At 71.8% G+C, this 3,747-nt stretch carries 4 protein-coding genes and 1 pseudogene; all 5 read right to left on the bottom strand.

Annotation, left to right across the window (positions count from 1 at the left end; genetic code table 11):
- Positions 1-242: hypothetical protein (locus ACTIFU_RS23050; RefSeq protein ID WP_439580667.1), on the bottom strand; the 242-nt coding region annotated here is incomplete at its 3' end.
- A complete protein-coding gene (locus ACTIFU_RS23045) occupies positions 243-650 on the bottom strand; it encodes a C40 family peptidase (protein WP_439580666.1) in 408 nt (135 codons plus the stop codon).
- The gene (locus tag ACTIFU_RS23040; RefSeq protein WP_439580665.1) at positions 647-1,711 is read right to left on the bottom strand and encodes a DUF2163 domain-containing protein; all 1,065 of its coding nucleotides are present in this window, start codon (positions 1,709-1,711) and stop codon (positions 647-649) included. Before ACTIFU_RS23040 ends, ACTIFU_RS23045 begins: the two co-directional genes overlap by 4 nt.
- Positions 1,708-2,328: a DUF2460 domain-containing protein gene (locus ACTIFU_RS23035; RefSeq protein WP_439580664.1), complete on the bottom strand. Its 621-nt coding sequence runs from the start codon at positions 2,326-2,328 to the stop codon at positions 1,708-1,710. Before ACTIFU_RS23035 ends, ACTIFU_RS23040 begins: the two co-directional genes overlap by 4 nt.
- Before the next feature lie 3 nt (positions 2,329-2,331).
- Positions 2,332-3,747, bottom strand: a pseudogene (locus tag ACTIFU_RS23030) (hypothetical protein); the annotation flags it as partial.

The raw sequence follows: 3,747 nt of genomic DNA, 5'->3' as shown, positions 1-3,747 counted from the left end.
TTGCCGGCGACGCGGGCGGTGCCGAAGACCAGCGGGATGGCGGCGCCGTAGGTGCTGGTCTGCACCGCGAGGTCGCCGAGGCGCGGGCCGGTGAGCGCCGGCGGCTTCGGGCCGAACAGCATGTTGCCGGCAAGCCCGCCGAGCGCCCAGCCGACCGAGACGCCGAGGCTCGCCGCGCCGAGTGCTCCGCCGATCGCGCCGCCGAGCGCCGCCCCTCCGGCGGCAAGCGCGAGGACGGCCATTCAGTGCCCCCTCAGGCGGAAGACGCCGGTCATGGCCTCGATGTCGGCGCCGAGACGCTCCTCGACCACGCGGTGGCGCGGCGCGTAGGCGTGGATGACCGACAAGCAGCGATACTGAGGATGCAGCCCGGCGATGCCGATGTGTCCGCCATAGATGCCGAGATTGAACAGCAACACGTCGCCGGGGTGCGGATCGGCGACGGACGCTTCGTCGAGATACCGCGCCAGCTCCTCGCGCAGACGCTGCGACGACGGCTCGCGCGCATAGGGTGCGGGATCGTCCGCGGCGAGGCCGCAGTCGCGCGCGGCGAGCAGCACGAGCCCGATGCAGTCGAGCCCTGCGCGCGAGCGCCCGAGATGGCGCCACGGCACGCCGATATAGCTCCGCGCGGCCTGATCGAGCGTCACACCCCGACCCCGATGATGCCCTTGTCGCCGGGGATGTGCGGCTCGCCGCGGAAGTTGAGCAGATTGGCGAATTTGTCCCGGCAGGTGGCGAGGCGTTTGTCGCAGCCGGGTTGCACCCGCAGCACATCGCCGGCGACGGCGGGGAAAGGCAGCGGCAGGAACAGCGCGAGCGTGCGCGTGGCCTGCGTCCAGGCAAGCACGTCGCGCGCCACGCCGGCATTCAGCCCGGTCTCGAAGATCGCCACGCCATGCTCGAACCAGCCGCCCGGCTGCGTCGGCGCGGTGCCCGTGTTCTGGATGATGACGGTCGAGAGGTCCGGCGCGGCCTCGACGGTCGCCGGCAGGGTCCACGCCATGCGCGTGGTCCAGACGACGGAGCCGTCCGCAGTGGTCGCGCCGATCGCCGTGTTGAACACCGGCGGGGTGGACGCGGACGTGCCGGCGGTCGTGCACTCATAGATCCGCTCCTGCTCCCGATAGGAGCCGGTCGCCAGCGGATCGGTCTCGACGCGCACGAACTCGCCGAGCGCGTAGGCGGTGCTGTTCTGCCGGAACGGCGCACGGAGCGGCACGCGGCAGCGCGCGTCGCCCAGGTCGGCGCGGCACTCCGGCGTGTAGAGTTCGCCCACGGTCACGTTGAGCGCCTGGGCGAGGCCGCGCAACTCGGCGCGGAAGGTGCCATCATCGCGCGCGATCACCTCGCCGAGCCGGCCCTTGCGCAGACGGAGCGGCCCCTGCGTCAGGTCCGACCAGTTGACCAGGAAGATGCGCACCTCGGCGCCGTCCCAGAGCCCAGCGCGCAGCGATGCCGCGTCGATCTCCGCCGCATCGAGGATGCCTTCGACATCGGTATCGTCCACGCTCAGATCGCCCCGCGAGGCGATGGCGGCGCGCCGGTAGCCGGTGCGCGCGCGATAGGTGAGGCCGTCCACCACCAGGTCGCGGTCGTGATCGGTGAAGCCGAACAGCATCCCGTCGCGGCGCGCGACGCGCCAGCAGGTCGCGAGCGTCGTCAGCCGCTCGCCGAGATGCGCAGCCAGGCCGGAGGAGACCGACTTCAAAGCCGCACCTCGATCACGGGAATGTCAGCCCATTGACCCTGGAAGAAATTCTCCAAGGTGAGCCCGAGATCGTCGCTGTCGAAGCGCGCAGGCACATCGAAGTCGCACTGCGCTTCGACCGCATGGCCCACCGGGGTGCGCAGCGACGATCCGAGCGTAATGACGCCGGTGGCATAGTTGACCTGGAACTGGCTCGCACCGCCGCCTTCGGTGCGCTCGACACCGTCTGTCCAGCACCGCACCGTGCCGGCGACCGGAAGCTGGATCGTGCGCACCTGGCTTGTCGGGCCGGATGTATAGGTGCGCACGATCTGGAAGGTCGCGGTCGTGCCGTCCGTCACGCCGATCTGCTGGCGCGGCATCTGGAAGTCCGACCAGTCCTTGAAGCGGAAGGCAAACGCCCGGCCCCGCCGTGCCCGGAAGAACGCGATCAGCGTCGCGAGGTCGTCGCGCGTCTTCAGCCCGGAACCGACGTTCCAGCGCCCGCGCGAGGCCGACCAGTTCTGGTTGCGCCGCTCATGTCCGCCCGCGGTCGTGACCACATTGGTGGACCAGAGCGGCCCGCCGGTCGCGCCGAGCGCGATCTTCTCGGGGAAGCGCACGTCATGGAACGCCATGGCTCAGAGGTTCCGCTGCGCGCGCTGCAACCCGCGCGCCATCGCCGCGGTGATCTGGGCCTGGGAGGCGCGGAAGCTGTCCGCGTCGGCGGCACTGATGTTCATGATGACGGTGGCGCCGCCGAGCGCGCGCTGCGCGTCGCGCTTCGGCACCACCACCTCGCCGCGCTGAAGGATCGCCGGGTACTCGTCCGGCCGGAACCAGCCGTTGTGCATCCGCGGCGCGCCGGCGAAGGCGAGCGCGGGCACGCGACGGTGCGGCACCGCAGAAGCCCCCACCGTGCCGCCCTCGTGGAACAGCCCGGCCAGGAACGAGCCGATGCCGGAGAAGATGCCGCCGATCCCGCCGCCACCGCCCGTGATCCCGCCGAGGGCCGAATTGAACAGCGCCAGCAGCGGCTCGGTGACCAGCTTGCGCGTGCCAAGGCGCAGCAGATCCTGCTCGATGCCCTTCAGCACGTCGGAGAAGCTGCGCCCGCGCACGATCGCGCCCTCGAACGCGCTCTCGAAGGTGAGCCCGAGCTGGCGCGCCACGTCGTCCACCTGGGCCGTCTGCTGCTCGGCGCGGTTGAGCTCATCGAGCAGGGTCTGCGCACGCCGGCCGATGATCGCATCGGCTTCCGTCGCGCCGAAGCGGCGTTCGAGGCCGGGGCGCAGCTCGCCAAGCCGTTCCAGCGCGGCGACGTAGCGTTCGAGCGGCGTGCGGGTCTCCTCATAGAGCCGACCAGCCTCCTGAAGCGCGGCACTCTCCGCGCGCCGCGCCGCCTGCAGGTCGAACAGCGCGTTCGCCAGCCGCTCGGCTTCCGCCCGTTGGACTCCACTGACGCCCGCGATCCGCTCGGCGACGAAGCGCTCGCGCTCGTCCACCAGCCCGGCAAGCTCGACCTGCCGGCGCAGCGCGTCGATGCGCCGCTCCTCGGCGCCGACCGCGGTGGTGGTGGTGCGGGTGAGCCGCGTGAGCGCCTCGTCGCGCGCCCGCAGCGCGTCCGTCTCGAGGCGCTGCCGCTCCGCCGGATCGACCGCGCCGGCCTCCGCGGCGCGGCGAATGCGGTCGAGCCGCTCCTGGTACTCGCGCTCGATGCGGAGCCGCGCATCGAAGGTCTCGCGCAGCCCGGCGATATCCTCCGCGGCGCGCTGCCGGCGGAGCTCCGCCTCGTTCGCGCCGGTCCGGGTCTGCCCCTCGACGATCGCGCTCGCGCGCTCGCGGAAGCGAGTCTCCTCCTGCGCCAGCGTCTCAAGCTCGCGGCGAAGCTCGGCGATGCGCTGCTGCGTCGGCGTGGTCCGGATGCCGCCGCCGAGCGCGCTCATCACGTCCGGGGTGATGCGCTGATCACGCTCGAACTGCTGGATGACCGCGATCTGCTGCTCGATCTCGGCGCGGCGCTGCGCGAGCGTCGGGCCGAAGGCGAGACGCTCGAT

The sequence above is a fragment of the Elioraea sp. genome (assembly GCF_051860475.1).
In the GTDB taxonomy this organism is placed as follows: Bacteria; Pseudomonadota; Alphaproteobacteria; order Acetobacterales; family Acetobacteraceae; genus Elioraea.
Note: the sequence above shows the minus strand (reverse complement) of the source record. Positions and strands in the feature narration are given on the sequence as shown.

Excerpts from the sequence above, each read along its gene's own strand:
- ACTIFU_RS23035 (WP_439580664.1), bottom strand. The coding sequence starts at position 2,328 with ATGGCGTTCCATGACGTGCGCTTCCCCGAGAAGATCGCGCTCGGCGCG.